The organism is Polyangium sp. y55x31, assembly GCF_029946505.1.
In the GTDB taxonomy this organism is placed as follows: domain Bacteria; phylum Myxococcota_A; class Polyangia; order Polyangiales; family Polyangiaceae; genus Polyangium.
The window spans coordinates 370,809-394,235 of sequence record NZ_JARZHG010000002.1 but is presented as its reverse complement, the minus strand read 5'-3'; the positions used below and the strand labels follow the sequence as shown (position 1 = coordinate 394,235).

At 67.0% G+C, this 23,427-nt stretch carries 6 protein-coding genes; all 6 read left to right on the top strand.

The features are described 5' to 3' along the window. Positions 1-44 precede the first annotated feature (44 nt). The 6 genes from QHF84_RS04775 (at position 45) to QHF84_RS04750 (ending at position 23,390) form a co-directional block, all read left to right on the top strand. Positions 45-536, top strand: a complete 492-nt coding sequence (locus QHF84_RS04775; protein ID WP_281311965.1) for a DUF697 domain-containing protein — start codon at positions 45-47, stop codon at positions 534-536. A 64-nt stretch (positions 537-600) separates the two neighbouring features. Then, on the top strand, positions 601-17,874 hold the full coding sequence (locus QHF84_RS04770; RefSeq protein ID WP_281311964.1) for a non-ribosomal peptide synthase/polyketide synthase: 17,274 nt from the start codon (positions 601-603) through the stop codon (positions 17,872-17,874). Then, the gene (locus QHF84_RS04765; protein WP_281311963.1) at positions 17,862-19,493 is read left to right on the top strand and encodes a cyclic peptide export ABC transporter; all 1,632 of its coding nucleotides are present in this window, start codon (positions 17,862-17,864) and stop codon (positions 19,491-19,493) included. The genes QHF84_RS04770 and QHF84_RS04765 overlap by 13 nt, the downstream gene beginning before the upstream one ends. After that, entirely contained in the window at positions 19,490-21,115 is a 1,626-nt protein-coding gene (locus tag QHF84_RS04760) for a cyclic peptide export ABC transporter (RefSeq protein ID WP_281311962.1), read from the top strand. Before QHF84_RS04765 ends, QHF84_RS04760 begins: the two co-directional genes overlap by 4 nt. Continuing rightward, positions 21,112-21,852: a DUF6875 domain-containing protein gene (locus QHF84_RS04755; RefSeq protein ID WP_281311961.1), complete on the top strand. Its 741-nt coding sequence runs from the start codon at positions 21,112-21,114 to the stop codon at positions 21,850-21,852. The genes QHF84_RS04760 and QHF84_RS04755 overlap by 4 nt, the downstream gene beginning before the upstream one ends. Next, positions 21,849-23,390: a substrate-binding domain-containing protein gene (locus QHF84_RS04750; protein WP_281311960.1), complete on the top strand. Its 1,542-nt coding sequence runs from the start codon at positions 21,849-21,851 to the stop codon at positions 23,388-23,390. Before QHF84_RS04755 ends, QHF84_RS04750 begins: the two co-directional genes overlap by 4 nt. Positions 23,391-23,427: the final 37 nt, after the last annotated feature.

Below are 23,427 nucleotides of genomic sequence, written 5' to 3'. Positions count from 1 at the left end.
TGGCTTTCGGGCGTCGATGCACCTCTTTACCTACGGCCGCCGAAGTGAAATCAAATATCGAATCGAATGACGTGCGTCCGCACGCCGGCCGGGCGGAGACGATCATCCGGCGGAACGTCCTCTGGTCGCTCGTGGGGGGCGTCCTTCCCGTGCCCGTCGTCGACGTCGTCGCAATCAAGGGTGTTCAGCTCAAGATGCTCAAGGAGCTCGCCGATCTTTATGAAGTGAGTTTCACCCGTGACATCGCAAAGACGCTCGTTGGCTCGCTCATCTCCAGCCTTGGGAGCGTGGGCGTGGGGGCCACACTCGGCTACGGATTCGTCAAGCTCGTCCCCGGGGTCGGCACGGCTCTCGGGATCATCTCGACGCCGGTCGTCGCGGGTGCGGCCACGTACGCGCTCGGCAAGGTCTTCATGATGCATTTCGAGACCGGTGGTACGTTCCTCGATTTCGATCCGTCCGCCATGCGGTCGCATTTCTGGTCGGAGCTCGAGAAGGCCAAGGAGACCGTCGCCAAGATGCAGCAGGAGCCGTAGTCCTGCCGGTCGGTCCTCGAGCTCGGATGGATACCCAGAGAATCAATCACGACATACGATGAGCATGCACGACGAGAGCGACGAGCTGCGCCAGATGGCGGCGTGGAACGACACGGCGGTGACGTATCCCGAGTGCAAGTGCATTCACGAGCTGTTCGAGGAGCAGGCAGCGCGGACGCCCGACGCGGTGGCATTGGTGTTCGCCGAGCAAGAGCTCAGGTACCGGGAGCTCGACCAGCGCTCGAATCAGGTAGCCCACCACCTGCGCGCGCTGGGCGTGGGCCCGGAGGTGCGGGTCGGGTTGTGCGTCGAGCGTTCGCTGGAGATGGTGGTGGGGCTGCTCGGGATTCTCAAGGCGGGCGGCGCGTACGTGCCGCTCGACCCCGGGTATCCGCGGGATCGGCTCGCGTACATGCTGACGGACGCGCGTCCCGCGGTGCTGCTGACCCAGGAGCGCCTCGAGGGCAAACTTCCCGCACACGAGGTTGTCACGGTACATCTCGATGTGGGCGCGCCCTCTTGGCAGGAGCAGCCGGTCACGCCGCCCGACGTGCAGGTAGGGCCGGACCATGCGATTTACGTGATTTACACGTCGGGCTCGACGGGTCGGCCGAAGGGTGTGCTCAACACGCATCGGGGGCTCCACAACCGCCTGCGATGGATGCAGCGCGCCTACGGTCTGAAGGCGAGCGACGCGGTGTTGCAGAAGACGCCGCTGTCGTTCGACGTGTCGGGCTGGGAGCTGTGGTGGCCGCTTCTGGAAGGCGCCCGCATGGTGATTGCGGCGCCCGAGGGGCACAAGGATCCGCGGTATCTCGCTGCGCTGATGGCGGAGCGAGGCGTGACGGTGACGCATTTCGTGCCGTCGATGTTCGGCGTATTCCTGGCAGCGACGGAGCCCCGGGAGCGTACGTCGTTGCGGTTGGTGTTCGCGAGCGGCGAGGCGCTGCCGGCGCACCTGCGTGCGTCCTGGTATGCGGGCAGCAAGGGCGAGCTGCACAATTTGTATGGCCCCACCGAGGCCGCCATCGATGTGACGAGTTACGCCTGCCGGCCGGAGGAGGAGGGGCCGGTGCCGATCGGGCATCCGATCGACAACACGCGCACGTACGTGCTCGATGACGCTTTGCGCCCGGTGCCCGTCGGCGTGGCGGGGGAGCTTTACCTGTCGGGCGTGCAGCTCGCTCGCGGCTACCTGAATCGCCCCGAGCTGACGGCGGAGCGATTCACTCCAGACCCGTTTTCGCCCGAGGCGGGCGCGCGGATGTATCGGACGGGTGACCTGGCGCGCTGGAGAGAAGACGGCGAGCTTGAATTCCTGGGTCGCATCGACCACCAGGTGAAGGTCCGCGGATTCCGGATCGAGCTAGGCGAGATCGAGGCTGCGCTCGCGCTGCACCCGTCGGTGCGCGCGTGCGTGGTCGTGGCCCGGGAGGACGCGTCGGGCGACAAGCGGCTGGTGGCGTACGTGGTGGCAGCCGAGGAGGCATGGGCGCCGGGTGTATTGCGGGAGCATTTGGGGGTAATGCTGCCGGAGTACATGGTCCCGTCTGCATTCGTGCATCTGACGGCGCTGCCGCTGAATCCGAGCGGCAAAGTGGACCGCAAAGCGCTGCCGTCGCCCGAGGCGACGCGCGGCGCGGAGACATTGTACGTTGCGCCGCGGACCGAAACGGAGCGCGCGCTCGTGGCCATCTGGGAGGAGCTGCTCGAGGTGCGGCCGATCGGGGTCAGAGACCACTTCTTCCAGATCGGCGGCCATTCGCTCCTGGCCTTTCGCCTCGTGTCCGCCGTCGAGGCGCGGATCGGGGGCGTGCTGAACATGGCGACGGTGTTTCGCCACCCGACGATCGAGGCGCTTGCGGCGCTCTGGGACACGAGGGCGGAGCGCCCGGCCTTTGCGCCGCAAATTCGCCTCTCGCCGTGCGTGGAGGGCGAGGCGCCTCATGAGGGCCTGTCGGGCACGGAGCGGCGCATCTGGTTTTTGGAGAAATTGTCACCCGAGGCGCGGTCGTACCAGATCCCGCACGTATTCGAGGTGGCGTCCGCGCTCTCGGCTCCGGCGCTCCACGAGAGCGTGCGCGCGCTGGCATTGCGTCACGAGATTCTTCGCACGACGTATCCGGACGTGGACGGCACGCCGAGGCGGAGCGTGTCGGACGACGTAGCCATTCCGATCCGCGTGGAAGACATCTCGTCCCTGCCCGAAGCGGAGCGTGACGCCGCATTGCGGGCGCTGCTCGCCGCCGAGGTCGAGACCCACTTCGACCTCGAGCGTGGTCCGCTGACCCGGGTCCTGGCCGTGAAAACGGCTGCGGACAGGCATGTCGTCGTCGTCCACCAGCACCACATCATCACGGATGAGTGGTCCTGGGGGCTCTTGCTCGCGGAGCTCTCGTCCCTGTACGAGGCATCGCGCCGCGGGGAGACGGCCGCTTTGCCTCCTCTCGTCTACCATTACTCGGATTACGCGCGCGCGGAGCGGTCGGCGCTCGCCGGCGACGGGCTCGCGGCGTCGCGGGCTTATTGGAGAGACGCTCTCTCCGGCGTACCGCGACTCGATCTGTCGATTGTTTCTCCTCCCTCGGGCGCAGGCTCGGGGCCGGAAGGGTGCGTCTCGCTCCATTTGTCGCCGGAGACGAGCCGCCGAATGCAGGCGCTCTCGCACGAAAACGGCGCGACTCCCTTCATGGCCTGGTATGCGGCCCTGGTGGCCGTGCTGGCTCGGTACAGCCGGCAGACGGATTTCGGCCTCGGCGCGGTCCTTGCGAATCGCCAGGTCGCTGGGACCGAGGCGATGCTCGGGTTCTTCACGAATACGGTCGTACTGCGGACCGACCTCTCGGGAGACCCGACGTTTGGCGAGCTGCTCTCGCGCGCGCGGCGGACCTCGCTGGACGCGTACGAGCACCAGGCGCTGCCATTCGACGTCGTGGTGCAGGATCAGGGGCTCTCGCGGCAGGTTGGAGAGAACCCGCTGTTCGACGTGACCTTTTTCGAGGTGACGCCGCCTGGCACCGGGGATGCGGCTGGCTGGTCACCGCTGCTCGGCGTGGTGCCGGAGGGCGTGACGACGGCGAAAAACGCGCTCGCCGTGACCGTCCGCCACGGCGCCGAGGGGAGCGTCGTGGAGGTCCTGTACGACACGAAGCGTGTCTCGCGCACGGCAGCGGAGCGGTTGTGCAGCCATTTGAGGACGCTGGCAACGGATGCAGCGGCGCACCCGGACAAACGTTTGTCGGGCCTGGACCTCTTGACCGAAGAGGAGACGGAAAAGCTCGCCGCGTGGAATGACACGCCCAGCGTGGACCCCGCCGCCCGGTGCATTCACGAGCTCATTGCGGAGCAGGCAGCGAAGGCGCCGGGGGCCGTGGCCCTCGAGCAGGACGGCCGGCAGCTCAGCTATGGTGAATTCGAGGCGCAGGCGAACCGGCTGGCGCACCACCTTCGCAGCCTCGGCGTCGGGCCCGAGGTGCGCGTGGCGTTGTGCGTGGAGCGGTCGTTCGACATGGTGGTGGGCCTGGTCGGGATCTTGAAGGCCGGCGGCGCATTCGTGCCGCTGGATCCGGCGTATCCGGCCGACAGGCTCTCGCTCCTGCTGTCCGAAGCGCAGGCGCCGGTGCTGCTCACGCACGAACGCCTCGAGGACCGGCTCACGGCGTCCGGCGTGACGATGGTGCGGCTCGACGCGGACGCGTCGCAATGGGCGTCGCAGCCGACCACGCCGCCCGAGAGCGGCGTCGGGCCCGAGCATGCGAATTACGTGGTGTTCACCTCCGGCTCCACGGGCAAACCCAAGCCCGTGGTCAACGAGCACCGGGGGCTGGCTGCGCGTGTGGCATTCCAGCGCGAGCATTTCGTGATCCATCCGAGCGATCGCGTGCTGCAGAGCGCAGCGGTGGCGTTCGACGGGGCGATCATCGACTGGATGATATCGCTGTGCAACGGCGCCGCGTGCGTGCTGCCGAGCAATGCGTACGGCGCGGTGGAGGGCATTGGGGAGTGCCTGGACCACCGTGGGATCACGGTGTCGTTCATTCCGCCCGCTATGCTGCGGGTGCTGAACTGCCGCGCGCCGCATCTGCGTCATATCACCCTGGCCGGCGACACGACGTCGCCCGCGCTCGTGGCGCAGTGGGCGAAGGGCCGGAGGGTGCTGAACTCCTACGGTCCTACAGAGTTCAGCATCTTCGGAGCGCAAGCCTATTTCGATCCGGAGCGGCCGGAGAACTTTTCGATCGGCCGGCCGATTTACGGCGTGCACATCCACGTGCTCGATGACGCGAAGAGGCCGGTCCCCATCGGAATGGCCGGGGAGATCCACCTCGCGGGGGTGGGCCTGGCGCGTGGTTATCTGAATCGTCCGGGCATGACGGCGGAGCGGTTCGTCCCGGATCCCTTCTCGAAAGAGCCTGGCGCCCGGATGTACTGCACCGGGGATCTCGCGCGCTGGAACGAGGACGGGGAGCTGGAGTTCTTGGGTCGCGCCGATCACCAGGTGAAGATTCGAGGGTTCCGGGTCGAGACTGGCGAAATCGAGGCGGCGCTCTCGTCGCACGCCGCGGTGGGGTCGTGTGTCGTCGTGGCGCGTGAAGATGCGCCGGGGGACAAACGCCTCGTCGCATACGTGGTGGCGAAGGGCGGCGCGCCGGCGGCGAGCGCGCTGCGCGAGCACCTGCGAAGCAGGCTCCCCGATTACATGAACCCGTCGGCCTTCGTTTTCCTCGACGCGCTGCCTCTCTCGCCGAACGGCAAGGTGGACCGCAAGCGGCTGCCTGCGCCGGAAGACACGCGACAGGCCGCGGAGGCGGCCTACGCCGCGCCGCGCACGGAAGCAGAGAAAGCGCTCGCGGAGATCTGGTCGGAGGTGCTGCGCGCCGCGCACGTGGGAATCCACGACAACTTCTTCGCGCTCGGAGGCGATTCGATCCTCGCGATCCAGGTGGTGGGTCGAGCCAAGCGCGCCGGATTGCACTTGACGGTGCGCGACATGTTCATGCACCAGACGGTCGCGGAGCTTTCGCTGGCGGCGCGCAGCGCGAGCGCAGCTTTGGCGGAGCAGGGCGTGGTGACCGGCAAGGTTCCGCTGACGCCGAGCCAAGAGTGGTTCCTGAGCAAGGAACCCGAAGAGATACACCATTTCAATCAGGCGATGATGTGGACGCCGTCGTCCACGCTGTCGCCCGAGATCGTTGCCGAGGCATTGCACGTCGTGTCGAGGCAACACGACGTGCTGCGAATGCGATATCACCGCGCGGAGTCCGGGTGGGTGCAGAGCCACGCGGAGGAGGCGGCGCTGCCGCTCGAGCGGGTGGACCTCTCGGCAATGCCGTCCTCGGCACGCAAGGCCGCCGTGCAGAACGTGGCGGACACCTTGCAAGGAGGTTTGTCGCTCTTCACGGGCCCGGTCGCCCGCGCGGCGTGGCTGGATCTTGGCGAGGAAGGGACGCGGCTCCTGCTCGTCGTGCACCACCTCGTCGTGGACGGCGTGTCGTGGCGCATTCTGCACGAGGACCTCGAGCGCGCCTGTGACGCCCGGCTGACCGGACGAACGCCGCAGCTCGCCGCCAAGACGACCTCGTTCCGGCAATGGTCGGAGCGGCTGCACGCATTCGTGGCCGGCGGTGGCCTGTCGGAGGAGCTCGGCTACTGGCAGGCGCAATGCGCGCGTGGCGTGCCGCCGCTCCCGCTCGACCACGAGGCGGCGCCGAGCACGGTGGGTGAGAGCTGCACGGTGGACGTGGAGCTCACCGCGGAAGAGACGCAAGCGCTCCTGCAGGACGTGAGCGCGGCCTATCGCACCGAGATCAATGACGTCTTGCTTTCGGCGTTCGCGGCCGCGCTGAGCGCGTTTTGCAAGACGAATACAATCTGCGTCGATCTGGAGGGGCACGGGCGCGAAGCGGTGGTCGAGGACGTGGATGTGTCCCGCACCGTCGGATGGTTCACGGCCATGTTCCCGGTCTGGCTGACGGTGCCGGGGAATGACGATCCTGCGGCGCTGCTGAAGGGGATCAAGGAGCAGCTCCGGTCGGTACCGCGCCGAGGCGTGGGGTACGGATGGCTGCGGTATGCGCACCCGGACGCGGCGGTGCGCGCCTCGCTTTCGGTCGAATTGCCTGTGGTCTTCAATTACCTCGGGCAGCTCGACATGGCGGCGCAGGGCCGAGGATTGCTCGGGCGCGCGGGCGAGTCGACGGGGAGGTCCACGAGCCCGCGAATGAGGCTGTGGCATAGGCTCGCGGTGAACGGCGGCGTTTGGCAGGGTCGCCTTCGGTTCGAATGGACGTACAGCCCCGTGGTGCACGACGCGTCCACGGTGGAGCGGCTCGCGGCACGGTTCGTCGCTTCGCTGCGGCGGCTCATCGCGCACTGCACGTCGAGCGAGGCATTCGGATACACGCCCTCGGACTTTCCGCTCGCGCGGCTCGGGCAAGAGGCCCTGGACCGCCTCTTCGGGACCCTACGCGGCATGGAGAGCGTCTACCCGCTCTCGCCGCTGCAGGCAGGGCTCTTGTTCCACGCTCTGCATGAGCCGGAATCGCCGACCTACACGGTGCAGCTTGCGCTCGAGCTCGGCGGCGAGGTGGACGCCGCGGCCCTCGAGAGCGCGTGGAATACCGTGTTCACACGGTATGCGGTCTACCGGACGTCGTTCGTGTGGCAGGGGGTTCCGGAGCCGCTGCAGGTGGTGCGGCACCGCATCTCCTTCGCAATGCCGACGTACGATTGGTCCTCGCTGGACGCGGCCGAGGCGGAGGCGCGGTGGGAAGCCCTGCAGCGCGAGGAGCGCGCCGCGGGCTTCGATTTCACGCGCGCTCCGCTGGCGCGGGTCCTGCTCGTGCGGATGCCCGGAGGTCGGACGTGGATGCTGAAGACCACGCATCACATCCTCTCCGACGGCTGGTCGATGCCGGTCGTGCTCGGAGAGCTACAGGCCGCTTATGCCGCGCTCCGAAGCGGGAGCAAGCTCGTCTTGCCGAAATCGGCGCCGTACGAGCGCTACATCGCCTGGCTCGCCACGCGGGACGAACAGGCGTCGTCGGCGTTTTTCGCCGCGTACCTGGCCGGCGTCGAGGAGCCGACGCGGCTGCCATTCCCGCCGCCCGCGGCGATGCCCGCCGGGGCGACACGGGAGCACGCCAATCGTCATACCTCGCTGACGGCCACCGAGACCGCGGAGCTCACGGCGTTCGCACGGCGGCACGGCCTGACCGTGAATACGGTGGTGCAAGGGGCGCTCGCGCAGCTCCTCGGCCGTCATGCGGGACGAACGGATGTCGTGTTTGGCATGACGACCTCCGGTCGCAGCGCGCCCATCCCCGGCATCGAGCGAATGGTCGGCTTGTTCATCAACACGCTGCCGCTCCGGGCCCGCTGGTCGGGAGCAGAGGGCGTGGTCGAATGGCTCGAGCGGCTGCAAGCCGAGCAGGTCGAGCTGCGCGCCCACGAGGCGACCCCGCTCTACGAGGTGCAGCGATCGTGCGCGGTGGGCGGCGGCCGCGCGTTGTTCGACACGCTCCTCGTCTTCGAGAACTACCCGGTGGACGAAGCTACGCAGCAGGCCGAGGCCCTGCCGATCGTGAGCTTCCGGAGCTTCGAGCAGACGAGTTATCCGCTCGCCATTGCGGTGGTGGCGGGCAAAACGCTCGACCTGCACTGGATGTGGGACCCCGCCGCGCTTCGCGAGGAGGACATCGAGCGGCTCGGAGGGCACCTGCGCACCCTGCTCCTCGACATGATCGCGCACCCGGACAAACCTCTGTCCGAGCTCGACCTCCTCACCGAGGCGGAGCACAGGCAGCTCGCTTCCTGGAATGCCACGGCGGCGGACCCCCCCGAGAAGTGCATTCACGAGCTCTTCGAGGAACAGGCGGCGCGGGCGCCGGACGCGGTGGCATTGGTGTTCGCCGAGCAAGAGCTCAGCTACCGGGAGCTCGACGAGCGTTCGAATCAGCTAGCCCACCACCTGCGCGCGCTTGGCGTGGGGCCGGAGGTGCGGGTCGGGCTGTGTGTCGAGCGTTCGCTGGAGATGGTGGTGGGGCTGCTCGGCATTCTCAAGGCGGGAGGCGCGTACGTGCCGCTCGACCCCGGTTATCCGCGGGATCGGCTCGCGTACATGCTGACGGACGCGCGTCCCGCGGTGCTGCTGACCCAGGAGCGCCTCGAGGGCAAACTTCCCGCACACGAGGTTGTCACGGTACATCTCGATGTGGGCGCGCCCTCTTGGCAGGAGCAGCCGGTCACGCCGCCCGACGTGCAGGTAGGGCCGGACCATGCGATTTACGTGATTTACACGTCGGGCTCGACGGGTCGGCCGAAGGGTGTGCTCAACACGCATCGGGGGCTCCACAACCGCCTGCGATGGATGCAGCGCGCCTACGGTCTGAAGGCGAGCGACGCGGTGTTGCAGAAGACGCCGCTGTCGTTCGACGTGTCGGGCTGGGAGCTGTGGTGGCCGCTTCTGGAAGGCGCCCGCATGGTGATTGCGGCGCCCGAGGGGCACAAGGATCCGCGTTATCTCGCTGCGCTGATGGCGGAGCGTGGCGTGACGGTGACGCATTTCGTGCCGTCGATGTTCGGCGTGTTTTTGGCGGCGACGGAGCCCCGGGAGCGTACGTCGTTGCGGTTGGTGTTCGCGAGCGGCGAGGCGCTGCCGGCGCACCTGCGTGCGTCCTGGTATGCGGGCAGCAAGGGCGAGCTGCACAATTTGTATGGCCCCACCGAGGCCGCCATCGATGTGACGAGTTACGCCTGCCGGCCGGAGGAGGAGGGGCCGGTGCCGATCGGGCATCCGATCGACAACACGCGCACGTACGTGCTCGATGACGCTTTGCGCCCGGTGCCGGTGGGTGTGGTGGGGGAGCTTTACCTGTCGGGCGTGCAGCTCGCTCGCGGCTACCTGAATCGCCCCGAGCTGACGGCGGAGCGATTCACTCCAGACCCGTTTTCGCCCGAGGCGGGCGGGAGGATGTATCGCACGGGTGACCTGGCGCGCTGGAGAGAAGACGGCGAGCTTGAATTCCTGGGTCGCATCGACCACCAGGTGAAGGTCCGCGGATTCCGGATCGAGCTAGGCGAGATCGAAGCTGCGCTCGCGACGCACCCGTCGGTGCGCGCGTGCGTGGTCGTGGCTCGGGAGGACGCGTCGGGCGACAAGCGGCTGGTGGCGTACGTGGTGGCTGCCGAGGAGGCATGGGCGCCGGGCGTATTGCGGGAGCACCTGGGGGCCATGCTGCCGGAGTACATGGTCCCGTCTGCATTCGTGCGTTTGAATGCGCTGCCGCTGAATCCGAGCGGCAAAGTGGACCGCAAAGCGCTGCCGTCGCCCGAGGCGACGCGCGGCGCGGAGACATCGTACGTGGCGCCGCGGACCGAAACGGAGCGTGCGCTCGTGGCCATCTGGGAAGAGCTGCTCGAGGTGCGGCCCGTCGGCGCGCACGACGATTTCTTCCTGCTCGGCGGCCATTCTCTCCTGGCGATACGCATCGTGTCCGCGGTGAAGGCGAGGCTCGGGATCGAGCTGACGGTGGCCACGTTGTTCCAGCAATCGACGGTGGCGGCCCTCGCGGCGTCGCTGGACGGGATGGAGAAGGCGCCCCTGGCCGCGATCTCGCCCTCGCCGCGCGGCGCAGCCGATCCCGCGTACACCGACCTCTCGGGGACCGAGCGGCGGACGTGGTTCGCCGACAAACTCTCGCCCGAGGCGCTGTCGTACCAGGTCCCGCAGATGTTCGTCCTTCGAGGCGCGCTCTCGGAGTCGGCGCTGCGCCAGAGCGTGACGTTGCTCGCGGAGCGGCAGGAGATCCTGCGCACGACCTATCCCGAGGTCGACGGCGTGCCGAGGCGGGTGGTGGCGCAGAGCATATCGATTCCGGTGCGCGTGGAGGACGTCTCGGCGCTGCCCGAAGCGGCGCGGGAAGCCGCCTTGCGTGCGCTCGTGGAGGCCGAGATCGGAATTCGGTTCGACCTCGGAACCGGACCGCTGACGCGGGTCCTCGTCGTGAGCATGGCGTCCGAGCACCATGTCGTGCTCGTCGTGCAGCACCACATCATCACGGACGAATGGTCCAGCGGCGTGCTGCTCTCCGAACTCTCGCGCCTGTACGAGGCATGCTGCCGCGGCGAGCCTGCGAATCTGTCGGCGCTCTCGTACCAATTCGCCGACTATGCACGGGCGGAGCAAGATGCGCTGACGGGAGGCGGGTTCGACGCCTCGCGTGCGTACTGGAAGGACAAACTTGCGGGCGTGCCGCGGCTCCAATTGCCCATGGTTCGCCCCGCCTCGGAGGGCGGCCCAGGCTCCGAAGCGAGCGTGATGCTCCGCATTCCACCACATGCGAGCCGCGCGCTTTCGGCGCTCGCGCGTGACCACGGCTGCACGCCGTTCATGGCGTGGTATGCCGTCCTCACGGCGGTCCTGTCGCGCTACAGCGGCCAGAAGGACTTCGGTCTGGGCGCGGTGATCGCGAACCGCGAGGTGCCGGGCGCGGCTCATCTCCTCGGCTTCTTCACGAATACGGTCGTGCTCCGGACCGACCTCTCGGGAGACCCGACGTTTGCGGAGCTGCTCTCTCGTGCTCGACGGACGTCGCTGGATGTATACGAGCACCAGGCGCTGCCATTCGACATCGTGGTGCAGGATCAGGGGCTCTCGCGGCAGGCTGGAGAGAACCCGCTGTATGACGTTGCCTTCTTCGAGGTGACGTCGAAGGCCACCGGAGCTGCGGCTGGCTGGTCACCCGTCCTTGGTGCGGTGCACGAGGGCATGGCGACGGCAAAGGACGCGCTCGCCGTGTCCGTGCAGCACTCGGCTGAGGGGACGGTCGTGGAGGTCCTGTACGACACGAAGCGTGTCTCGCGTACGGCAGCGGAGCGGTTGTGCGGCCATTTGAGGATGCTGGCGACGGATGCTGCGGCGCACCCGGACAAACGTTTGTCGGACCTGGACCTCTTGACCGAAGAGGAGACGGAAAAGCTCGCCGCGTGGAACGACACGCCCAGCGTGGACCCCGCCGCCCGGTGCATTCACGAGCTCATTGCGGAGCAGGCAGCGAAGGCGCCGGAGGCCGTGGCCCTCGAGCAGGACGGCCGGCAGCTCAGCTATGGTGAATTCGAGGCGCAGGCGAACCGGCTGGCGCACCACCTTCGCAGCCTCGGCGTCGGGCCCGAGGTGCGCGTGGCGTTGTGCGTGGAGCGGTCGTTCGACATGGTGGTGGGCCTGGTGGGGATCCTGAAGGCCGGCGGGGCATTCGTGCCGCTGGATCCAGCGTATCCGGCTGACAGGCTCTCGCTCCTGCTCTCGGAAGCACAGGCGCCGGTGCTGCTCACGCACGAACGCCTCGAGGACCGGTTCACGGCGCCCGGCGTGACGATGGTGCGGCTCGACGCGGACGCGTCGCAATGGGCGTCGCAGCCGACCACGCCGCCCGAGAGCGGCGTCGGGCCCGAGCATGCGAATTACGTGGTGTTCACCTCCGGCTCCACGGGCAAACCCAAGCCTGTGGTCAACGAGCACCGGGGGCTGGCGGCGCGTGTGGCATTCCAGCGCGAGCATTTCGTGATCCATCCGAGCGATCGCGTGCTGCAGAGCGCGGCGGTGGCGTTCGACGGTGCGATCATCGACTGGATGATATCGCTGTGCAACGGCGCCGCGTGCGTGTTGCCGAGCAATGCGTACGGCGCGGTGGAGGGCATTGCGGAGTGCCTGGACCACCGTGGGATCACGGTGTCGTTCATTCCGCCCGCGATGCTGCGGGTGCTGAACTGCCGCGCGCCGCATCTGCGTCATATCACGCTGGCCGGCGACACGACGTCGCCCGCGCTCGTGGCGCAGTGGGCGAAGGGTCGGAGGGTGCTGAACTCCTACGGTCCTACCGAGTTCAGCATCTTCGGAGCGCAAGCCTATTTCGATCCGGAGCGGCCGGAGAATTTTTCGATCGGCCGACCGATTCACGGCGTGCACATCTACGTGCTCGACGGCGCCAAGCGGCCCGTGCCCATCGGAATGGCCGGGGAGATCCACCTCGCGGGGGTGGGCCTGGCGCGTGGTTATCTGAATCGTCCGGGCATGACGGCGGAGCGGTTCGTCCCGGATCCCTTCTCGAAAGAGCCTGGCGCCCGGATGTACTGCACCGGGGATCTCGCGCGCTGGAACGAGGACGGGGAGCTGGAGTTTTTGGGTCGCGCCGACCACCAGGTGAAGATTCGAGGGTTCCGGGTCGAAACTGGCGAAATCGAGGCGACGCTCTCGTCGCACGCCGCGGTGGGGTCGTGTGTCGTCGTGGCGCGTGAAGATGCGCCGGGGGACAAACGCCTCGTCGCCTACGTGGTGGCGAAGGACGGCGCGTGCACGGCAAGCGATCTGCGGGAGTGGATCCAGGCGAGGTTGCCGGAGTACATGACGCCGTCGGCGTTCGTGTTTCTCGACAAACTGCCGCTTTCCGCGAACGGCAAGGTGGACCGGAAGGCGCTGCCGTCACCCGAGGCGACGCGTGATGCGGCGGAGACATCGTACGTGGCGCCGCGGACCGATACCGAGCGCGCGCTCGTGGCCATCTGGGAAGAGCTGCTCGAGGTGCGGCCCATCGGCGCGCACGACGACTTCTTCCTGCTCGGCGGCCACTCGCTTTTGGCCGTGCGCCTCGTGTCCGCGGTGAAAGCACGGCTCGGGCTCGGGCTGACCGTGGCCACGTTGTTTCGGCAATCGACGGTGGCGGCCCTGGCGGCGTCGCTGGATGGAACGGAGAAGCAATCGGCGCCCGTGGCCGCGGTCTCCCCCTCGCCGCGCGGCGCGGCCGAGCCTGCATACGCCGGCCTCTCGGGGACCGAGCGGCGTATGTGGTTCGTCGACAAACTCTCGCCCGAGGCGCTGTCGTACCAGGTCCCGCAGATGTTCGTCCTTCGAGGCGTGCTCTCGGAGGCGGCGCTGCGCCAGAGCGTGACGTTGCTCGCGGAGCGGCAGGAGATCCTGCGCACGACGTATCCCGAGGTCGACGGTGTGCCGAGGCGGGTGGTGGCAAAGAGCGTATCGATTCCGGTGCGCGTGGAGGACGTCTCGGCGTTGCCCGAAGCGGCGCGGGAAGCCGCCTTGCGCGCGCTCCTGGAGGCCGAGATCGGAATTCATTTCGACCTCGGCGCCGGACCGCTGACGCGGGTGCTCGTCGTGAGCATGGCGGCCGAGCACCATGTCGTGCTCGTCCTGCAGCATCACATCATCACGGACGAATGGTCCAGCGGCGTGCTGCTCTCCGAGCTCTCGCGCCTGTACGAGGTGTGCTGCCGCGGCGATGCGGCGAGTTTGCCGGCGCTTTCATACCAGTTCGCCGACTATGCACGGGCGGAGCAGGATGCGCTGACGGGAGGCGGGTTCGACGCCTCGCGATCGTACTGGAAGGACAAACTCGCGGGCGTGCCGCGGCTGCAATTGCCCATGGTTCGTCCCGCCTCGGAGGGCGGCCCAGGCCCCGAAGCGAGCGTGATGCTCCGCATTCCGCCGCATGCGAGCAGCGCGCTCTCGGGGCTTGCGCGTGATCACGGCTGCACGCCGTTCATGGCGTGGTATGCCGTCCTTACGGCGGTCCTGTCGCGCTACAGCGGACAGAAGGACTTCGGGCTGGGCGCGGTGATCGCGAACCGCGAGGTGCCGGGCGTGGCTCACCTCCTCGGCTTCTTCACGAATACGGTCGTGCTCCGGACCGACCTTTCGGGGAACCCGACGTTCGTCGACCTGCTCGCGTCCGCGAGGCGCACGTCCGTGGAGGTCTACGAGCATCAGGCATTGCCGTTCGACGTGGTGGTGCAGGACCAGGGTTTGTCGAGGAACGGCGACGAGAACCCGCTGTATGACGTGCTCCTCTTCGAGGTATCGGCGCCGCACGCTCCGATCGCGGCGGGGTGGTCGCCGTTCCTCGAAGTGGTGTCTCCCGGTGTGACGACCGCGAAAAACGCGCTGGTGTTCGCCGTGGTCCGCGACGAGGAAGGGACCAGCGTCCACCTGGCCTATGACACGACACGCGTGGACGATGCCGCGGCGAAGCGGCTGGGTGAGCACCTGCGCACCTTGCTCCTCGACGCGGTGGCGCACCCTGACAAACCGCTGTCCGAGCTCGCCTTCCTGACCGGGGTGGAGCACGGGCAGCTCGCTGCCTGGAATGATACGGCGGCCGCGTATCCCGAGGGCAAGTGCATGCACGAGCTTTTCGCGGAGCAGGTCGCACGAACGCCCGACGCGGTGGCATTGGTATTCGCCGAGCAAGAGCTCACCTACCGGGAGCTCGACCAGCGCTCGAATCAACTCGCCCATTACCTGCGCGCGCTTGGCGTGGGCTCGGAGGTGCTGGTCGGGTTATGTGTCGAGCGTTCGCTGGAGATGGTGGTGGGGCTGCTCGGCATTCTGAAGGCGGGCGGCGCGTACGTTCCGCTCGACCCCGGTTATCCGCGGGATCGGCTCGCGTACATGCTGACGGACGCGCGGCCCGCGGTGCTGCTCACCCAGGAGCGCTTGCAGGACAAGCTGCCCGCGCACGAGGCCGTGACGGTGCACCTCGACGCGAGCGCGCCCCCTTGGCAGGAGCAGCCGCTCACGCCTCCCGGCGCCCAGGTAGGGCCGGAGAACGTGGTGTACGTCATCTACACGTCGGGCTCGACGGGGAGGCCCAAAGGCGTCCAGGTTTTGCACGGCGCGCTGACGAACCTGCTGCACGATTTCGCCGAAATGATGGGGGTCGGGCCCCGGGACGTGATGCTGGCCGTCACGTCGCTTTCCTTCGACATCGCCGGGCTGGAGCTGTTCATGCCGTTGCTCCGCGGAGCCTCGGTTCATCTCGCGTCGCAGGAAGACGCGAGCCATGCGGAAGCGCTGGTGAGAGCCCTGGAGCGCGCGACGATGATGCAGGCGACGCCCGCGACATGGCGAATGGTGCTCGACGCAGGCTGGAAGGGGGGAAGGCCCCTGCAGGTGCTGTGCGGCGGGGAAGCAATGACGCCGGATCTCGCGGCCAAGCTCGCACTCCGGGCATCCTCGGTCAGGAACGTGTACGGGCCGACGGAGACCACGATCTGGTCTGCGCATTCTCGCGTCGACGCCGAGCAGGGCCATGTCCGGATCGGCCGAGGTATCGCCAATACGCAGCTCCACGTGGTCGACCGCAATCTGATGCCCGTCCCGGTGGGCGTCCCTGGGGAGCTGTACATTGCGGGGGACGGGCTCGCGCGCGGTTATCTCGGGCGCCCCGGCCTGACCGCGGAGCGCTTCATCCCCGACCCGTTCTCGAATGTGCCCGGGGCGCGCATGTACCGCACGGGTGACCTCGCCCGATGGGACGCGAATGGAGAGCTGGAGTTCCTCGGGCGCATCGATCACCAGGTGAAGATCCGGGGCTTCCGCATCGAGCTCGGCGAAATCGAGGCGGCGCTGTCGTCCCATTCGGCGGTGCGAGCCTGCGCCGTGGTCGCGTGGGAGTACGCGCCCGGCGACAAACGGCTGGTCGCGTACGTGGTGGCCGGGGAAAGCGAATGTACGGAGGGCACGCTGCGCGAGCACCTCCAGGCCTCGCTGCCCGCGTACATGGTCCCCTCGGTATTCGTGCGGCTGACGGCGCTGCCGCTGAATCCCAGCGGCAAGGTGGACCGCAAGGCGCTGCCAGCGCCGGAGATGACGCGCAGCGCGGCGGAGACCTCGTACGTGGCGCCGCGGACCGGGACGGAGCGCGCGCTCGCCGAGCTGTGGTCGCAGGTGCTGCAGATTTCGTCCGTCGGGATTCACGATAACTTCTTCGCGCTCGGAGGGGATTCGCTCCTCGCGATCCAGGTGATAGGTCGCGCCAAACGAGCCGGCCTCCACCTGACCGTGCGCGACCTGTTCGCGCACCAGACGGTGGCCGAGCTCGCGCAGGCGGTGCGCAGAGAGAGCGCGATCCTTGCTGAGCAGGGCGCCGTGACCGGGACGGTCCCGCTGACGCCGATCCAGCATTGGTTTTTGGATGGAGATCCCGAGGACGCCCATCATTTCACTCCGGCGATGTCGTGGACGCCGCCGCCCGCGCTATCGCCGGAGATCGCCGCAGAGGCGCTGCGGATCCTCGCGGAGCAGCACGACGCATTGCGGCTCCGATATCGCCGCACCGACGCCGGGTGGGTGCAGGAGCACGAGGAGGGGGCGTCTTTGATGCTCGAGCGGGTGGACCTGTCGTCGCTCTGGCCCTCGGCCCGTGATGCCGCCGTGAAGAAGGCGGCGGAGGTCCTGCAACGGGGCATGAACCTGTCGAGTGGCCCCATCTTCCGCGCTGCGTGGCTCGATCTGGGCGAAGGCGGGGCGCGGCTGCTTCTCGCCATGCACCACCTCGTCACGGACATCGTGTCATGGCGCATCGTGTGCGAGGACGTGGAGCGCGCCTGCGACGCATTGATCGCAGGGCGGGCACCGGATCTCGGACCCAAAACGACGTCCCTTCGCCAGTGGTCCGAGAGATTGCACGCGTTTGTCGGGGGCGGCGGCCTGTCGGAGCAGCTCCGGTATTGGCAGGCGCAATGCGCCCGCGGCGTGACGCCGGGCGCGCGGGATCACGATGGCGCGGTGGGGACCTTCGGCGATAGCCGTACCCTGGAGGTGGAGCTGTCGGCTGCGGAGACCCGCGCGCTCCTCCACGAGGTGGGAATGGATCGTGGAACGGAGATCCATGCAGTCCTGCTGTCGGCGTTCGCCGAGGGATTGAGCGCGTGCTCCGGGACGGACACGGTCTGCGTGGCATTGCAGCATCATGGTCGCGAGCCCGTGGTGGAGGACGTCGACGTGTCCCGCACCGTGGGGTGGTTCTCGTCGCTGTTCCCGCTCTCCTTGCGCGTGCCTCCGGGCGGAGATCCTGCTGCGCTGCTGAATGAGGTGAAGGAGCAGCTCCAATCGGTGCCGGGGCGGGGCGTGGGATACGGCTGGCTGCGGTATGCGCATCCGGACGAGGCCGTACGCGCTTCGCTCGCCGTGCCATTGCCGGTGCTGTTCAACTATCTCGGGCAGCACGAGGCAGGCTCGACCTGGGAGTTCGCGGGGACGGAGCGCACGAGCCAGAGCCCGAACATGGCGTTGTTTCATGAGCTCGCATTGAGCGGCATCATCATGCAAGGGCGCCTGCGGCTCACGTGGGGCTACAGCCCCGCGATGTACGAGAAATCGACGGTGGAGAGGATCGCGGAGAGGGTCCTCTCGTCGCTGCGACGCCTCGTCGCACATTGCACCTCGCGCGACGCATTCGGGGAGACGCCTTCGGGCCCCTCGACCGAGGCGGGCGCCTCTACGCGCGTGGAAGCTCGGTTGAGCGCGGGGCCGCAATGTACGTCATAGACCTCCTCCTCGAGGAGGCGAAGGGACAGCGGGCTTCCATCCTGGCCGTCGCGACGATGGCGGGTATCGCGAATGCGCTGCTCCTCGTCGGCGCCAATGTCCTTGCCGGGTCCCCGGAGAACGCGGATCTGCGGGCGCTTTTCTTGTTTGGCGTGACGATGGCCCTCTACGTCCTCGGTGCTCGCTCGACCTATCACCGCACGACGTCCCTCGTCGAGGCCGTGCTCCACCGCAGCAGGACGAGGATCGTCGAGAAGATCGAGCGAACGGAGCTCGAGGGGCTCGAGCGCGTCGGGACCGCGGAGATCTTCGACCGCGTCACGGAAAACATGTCCATCGTATCGGAGCAAGGGTGGGTGCTCGGGAGCTTCCTGCAGGCGCTCTTCGTCCTCGCGTTCGGGCTCATTTACATTGCGTGGATCTCGCTGCCGGCCTTCGCGTTGATCGCGCTCATGCTGGTGTTCGGGTTCTTCATCGTTCAATACAGATTCGAAGAGGTCGTGGATGTGCTGCGCCAGATGGGGCAGCTACGGCTCGAACTTTTCGACATGATCATGGATCTGCTGAAAGGCTTCAAAGAAGCTAAATTCAGCCGCCGGCGCGGGCGTGAAATCCACGACGACATCGTGAAGACGGCCGAATCCCTCCACACCGGCGCCGTGAGGACGGCCGAGGGGCTCAGCGGCGTCCTGGTCATGCCCAATTGCGTCCTGTACATCCTGCTGGGGGCGGTCGTCTTCACCATGCCCAGGTTCGTCGACGTGGATGTCCCGACCATGGCCAGCCTGGTCACGTGCACCGCGTTCGTGTGGGGACCCTTCACCAGCGTGGCCGGAGGGCTCAATGCGGTGTTTCGATCCAGCGTCGCATTCGAACAGATCCGGGCGCTGGAGGGGAAGCTCGATGAGGCCGTCCAGCGCGCGGCCGTCGAGAAGACCGAGGATCCGTGGAACGGCCGCATCGGCACCCTCTCGACACGTGATATCGTGTACGAGTATCCCACAGGCAACGGAGACAGGAGCTTCCGTGTCGGCCCTCTGAGCCTCGACATCGAGCCGGGCGAGGTCGTTTTTCTCGTCGGTGGCAACGGGAGCGGCAAATCGACGCTGCTCAAGGTGCTCACGGGGCTCTACCCGCGGAGCGGCGGAGAGCTGCGCGTCGGCGGTGTCCTCGTCCAGCCGGAGAACGTGGCCGCGTACCGCGAGATGATCTCGGCAATCTATTCGGACTTCCACCTCTTCTCCAGGCTTTATGGAATGCTCGACGCGGAGCCGGAGGCCGTGCGCGCGCTGATCGCGGAAATGGGCCTCCAGGGGAAGACCTCTTTCGGGGAGCAACAATTCACCAGGCGCGCTCTGTCGACCGGCCAGCGCAGGCGCCTGGCCACGATCATGACGCTCCTCGAGGACCGCCCCGTTTACGTATTCGACGAGTGGGCCGCCGATCAGGATCCTGGATTCCGCAGGTACTTCTACGAGGAGCTCGTGCCCGCGTTGAAGGGCCGGGGCAAGACGGTCATCGCCGTCACCCACGATGATCGCTATTTTCATTGCGCGGACCGCGTCATCAAGCTGAGCTACGGGAAGGTCCAGGCGACCCCCCGAATGGATGCGCCTTGACGATCGTCGATCTCATCCGCGACGAGGCCGGGGACGATCGACGCCGCATTCTCATGGCGGCGTGCGTGGCGGGCGCCACGAGCATGTTCGTGCTCATCGGGGCGAACGTCGTCGCCGGCGCGCCGAAGCTCTCGGGGCTGCCTATGGCCGGCCTCTTCGCGCTCGTCGTCGTCGGCCATTATCTCAGCGCAAAATACGTGTACTACCGGACGGCCACCGTCGTGGAGTCGGCGCTGCACCGGATCAAGACCAGGATCGTCGACAAGATCGAGAAGGCGGACATCCAGGGGATCGAGCGCATCGGCACTGCGGAGATCCACGACGGGATCACGGAAAACCTGAGCGTCGTGTCGAACTACGGGCCGCTGATATCGGCTTTCTTGCAAGCGGCCCTCATCCTGGTGTTCGCGGTGCTGTACGTCGCCTGGATCTCCTTGCCGACCTTCATCGCGATCACGTTCTTGCTCGCCATCGGCTATTCGACGTACCGAGACAGGGCCAAGGAGCTCGAGCGTTATCTGCAGCGCCTCGGAGACGCCCGCGTCGCGTTCTTCGATCGGCTCACGGATCTGCTGAAGGGCTTCAAGGAGGTCAAGCTCAGCCGCCGGCGCGGTCGTGACCTCTGCACCGACATCGAGCGGTCGTCGGAGGCGCTGCAGGGCTTCAACCTGAAGTCCGGCGAGATGAACGGCGACAATTTCATCTTCGCCAGTTGCAATCTCTATGCGCTGCTCGGCGTCATCGTCCTCGTCATTCCGCAGCACCTCGACGTGGACTCCTCTGCGCTGGTCAGCATCGTCGCGGCCATCTTGTTCCTTTGGGGACCCATGACCGTGCTGATCACGGGGGCGCCCGCATACATTCGCTCGAATGTGGCGCTGGACAGGGCGCAGACGCTGGAGGAAAAGCTCGACAAGGCCATCCAGGAGACACGAATCGCGCTGGACGTCGAGGACCCGTGGAAAGGTGGATTCGGGGGGATCCTTGGGCGCGGCATCGAGTTCGAATATGTTTCCGAGGACGGCGACGGCGCGTTCCGCATCGGCCCCCTCGACGTCGACATCGCGGAAGGCGAGATCGTGTTCATCGTCGGCGGAAACGGGAGCGGCAAGTCGACGGCCCTCAAGGTGCTCACGGGGCTGTATCCGCCGACGGGCGGTGAGCTCCTGGTCGGCGGGATTCGTGTCGATTCGGGCAACGTGGCTGCATATCGCGAGAAGATCTCGGCCATCTACTCGGACTTCCACCTGTTCGCCAAGCTTTATGGGCTGCTCGACGTCGACCCGGCGGCCGTGCACCGGCTCATCGCGCAGATGGAGCTCCAGCAGAAGACGTCGTTCGAGAACCAGGGTTTCACGAACCGCAATCTCTCCACCGGACAGCGCAAGCGCCTGGCCATGATCGTGGCGCTCCTCGAGGACCGGCCCATCTGTGTGTTCGACGAATGGGCCGCAGATCAGGACCCCGAGTTCCGCGCGCACTTTTACGAAGAGCTTTTGCCGGCACTGAAGCAACGAGGGAAGACGGTCATTGCAGTCACCCACGACGACCGCTTCTTCCACTGTGCGGATCGAGTGATCACCATGGAGTACGGCCGTATTCGGTCTGTGGAACGCACATGAACCCGGGAATCGAGACATCGGCCGGTGAGCCGGCATTGATCAGCGCAAGCCAGCTCGTCGAGCAGAGCGCCGGTCTGCCGGCGGCTGCCCGCGCGCAGCTATTTGAGATGTTGAGCTGGCTAGAAACCTCCATTGCCAAGCCGAATCCGCTGATCGGTCGCAAGGGCCACGTGTGTCCCTTCGTCGGGCCTGCCCTGACCCGCTTTCGGTCCATCCGTTTTCACGTGTACCAGGGCGAGCTCCGCCCGGCCGCCGTGGAGCCGGTGCTGCGCGCGCTTGCGGCGCGCTTTCCGACGCTGCCGCCCGCCACCGAGGTCGGCCGCGAGTTCCGCGCCATCCTGACCCTGTTCCCGGAGCTGCCCCACGACGGTGGGCCGGTGCTGATCGACCCCGTGCAATATTCGCTGAAGCCCGAGATCACCGCCCTGGGCTTGATGATAGGCCAGTTCTACCCCGGCTGCCTCGAGCCCGGCTTGCACAATCCTGATTACCGCCCGCTCGAGGCACCACACCCGATGCTGGTGATTCGCTCGATGCAGCTCACCGATCTGATGTTCTTGTTCTCGCGCCCGGAGTGCCTGCGCGCATACGTCCGGAAGTTCGGCGTCTCCTCCCGCGACGAGCTCATGGCGCGCGTCGCAGCCGCCGACATCCCCAAGCTGCCGACGCGCTGGGAGGCGGTCGTCGACGCCGCGTTTCCATCCGAGGCGAACGTCGATGGATGGAGGACGTCATGACCCCGACGCGAAAACGAGACGAACCTCGTTCGAAGAAAACGACACTCGGGCTCACCCTCCGCGACATTGCGATCTCCTCGGGGCTGCTCGCCCTCTTCGCAGCGTTTTTCGTGCGCGGTGGCAGGTTCGTGCCCGACATTCCCAAGCCCTCACGGCTCGTGGACATGAAGGTCGTGATCGAGGCCTCGAGCGAGACGTGCGGACCGGCGCCGCCCGACGAGCACCCCGTCATCGTCGAGATGCTGTACAGCAATGACAAACAGGCGTGGATCGACGAGGCGGCGACGCGATTCGCCAAGATATGCCCGAGAATCCAGATCAAGGCAATGGCGGCGGGCGGCATCGAGGGAGCCGACTCCATCCTGAAGGGTGAGGTGAAACCGACGATCTGGTCGCCCGCGGACGATCTCGTCCTTCGTTACCTCGATGGGCGCTGGCGGGAGAGCCGCGGACGATCACCGTTCGACATCACGAAACAGGTCTCTCTCGCCCGATCCCCGCTCGTCATCTTGATATGGGAGGATCGGCTCGAGGTCCTCGAAGCCATCCGCGAAAAAAACAAGAGCGGCGAGGGGCTGTGGGTGGACGCGATGTGCCCAGGCGTCCCGCGGGACCCGCAGAATCTCGAGGAGATGGCCCTCGAGGACATGGTGCCGGGGACGTGGATCGATTGGTACGGCTCGGTCGTCCCCACTGCGCTCCCGCAGGAACCGGCGCCGGCGCCTCGGCGGGTCGGCAAGAAGTCCGCACGAGCCTATATCGCGCCCTTTCCGACGACGGATGAAATGAAGCGGTGGGGAAGGGCGAAGTTCGCGCACCCGTCGCCGACGCGCTCGGCGGAGGGGCTCGAGGCGCTTTACCTCATGGCGTACGATTATGCATTGCCTCCGAACGAGAGGCCGACCGCGCTCAAGGAGCGTATCAAGGAGGCGCTCGGGCAACCCCCCAAAGAGGGGGTGGTCGTGCGTGGCGACCTCGCCGAGGCGGATTTCGCTCGCGCGTTCCAGGAGCGGCGGGAGCGTTTCCAACGCTGGCTCGAGCGATGCGAAGCGGGCGCGCCGCCTCCCTCCCCGTCGGCGCCCCTCCTGACCGACGCCATCTTCGACCTCGGCGCGAGCCGATATGACGCCGTGGTGACGCAGGAGCAGCTCGTTTTCACGATTTTGCAGCACTTCGACACACATGCCGACGTGATGGCAGAGCTGCGCGTCGTGTATCCGCAGCCGACGCTCGTCAACGAACACCCCGTCGTCATCTTCGACGACGGAGAGATCACCGCCGAGCAGCGCACGGCTGCCGAGAAGTGGATCGGCTTCCTTCGTGGCCCGGAGATGCAGAAGCTGGCCGTCGAGCGGGGTCTTCGGCCGGTAAACCCCGAATTGAAGCTCCGGAGCGTCGAGGACTCCGAGAATCCTTTCTTCAAATTCCGACGTTATGGCGTGGAGATCGACGCGCCGCTCGTCGAAGCGCCGCGCCTCGACAGCAAATTCGTGACCGAGCTCGTTCGCGCCTGGCGGGACGCGACGGGGAGACACTGACCCGCTCATTGTTGCAGCTTGCGAACGGAGGAGAATC